The sequence below is a fragment of the Streptomyces sp. DH12 genome (assembly GCF_020873895.1).
Lineage (GTDB): Bacteria > Actinomycetota > Actinomycetes > Streptomycetales > Streptomycetaceae > Streptomyces.
Genome location: NZ_JAHWGT010001355.1, coordinates 1 through 420, shown reverse-complemented (window position 1 = coordinate 420; position 420 = coordinate 1). Strand labels below are relative to the sequence as shown.

Below are 420 nucleotides of genomic sequence, written 5' to 3'. Positions count from 1 at the left end.
ATCTACACCCACGGCTGGTACGGCACCGGCGCCTACCACGCCGACGACATCACCCTCGTCGGCCCAGGCGGCGAGACCGGACAACCGCCCGCCCCGCCGGCCGGCCTCAGCGCGTCCGGGGTGACCGCCACCAGCGTCTCCCTGTCCTGGTCACCGGCCGCGGGCGCCACCTCGTACGCCGTCTACCGCGACGGCACGCGGATCCGCACCGTCACCGGCACCTCCACCACCGTCACCGGACTGTCCCCGTCGACGGCGTACGCCTTCCAGGTGGCCGCCCTCAACGACGCCGGGGAGTCGGCCCGTTCGGCCACCGTCACGGCGACGACCTCGGCGCCCGACTCCGGCGGCGGCGACCCGGGCCTGCCCGCCCACGCCCTGGTCGGCTACCTGCACGCCGGCTTCGCCAACGGCTCCGGC

1 protein-coding gene is annotated in these 420 nt (G+C 76.0%); it reads left to right on the top strand.

The window, feature by feature from the left end:
- Nucleotides 1-420, top strand: a 420-nt coding sequence (locus LPA54_RS40050; RefSeq protein WP_228985338.1) for a fibronectin type III domain-containing protein, incomplete at both ends; no start/stop codon positions are given.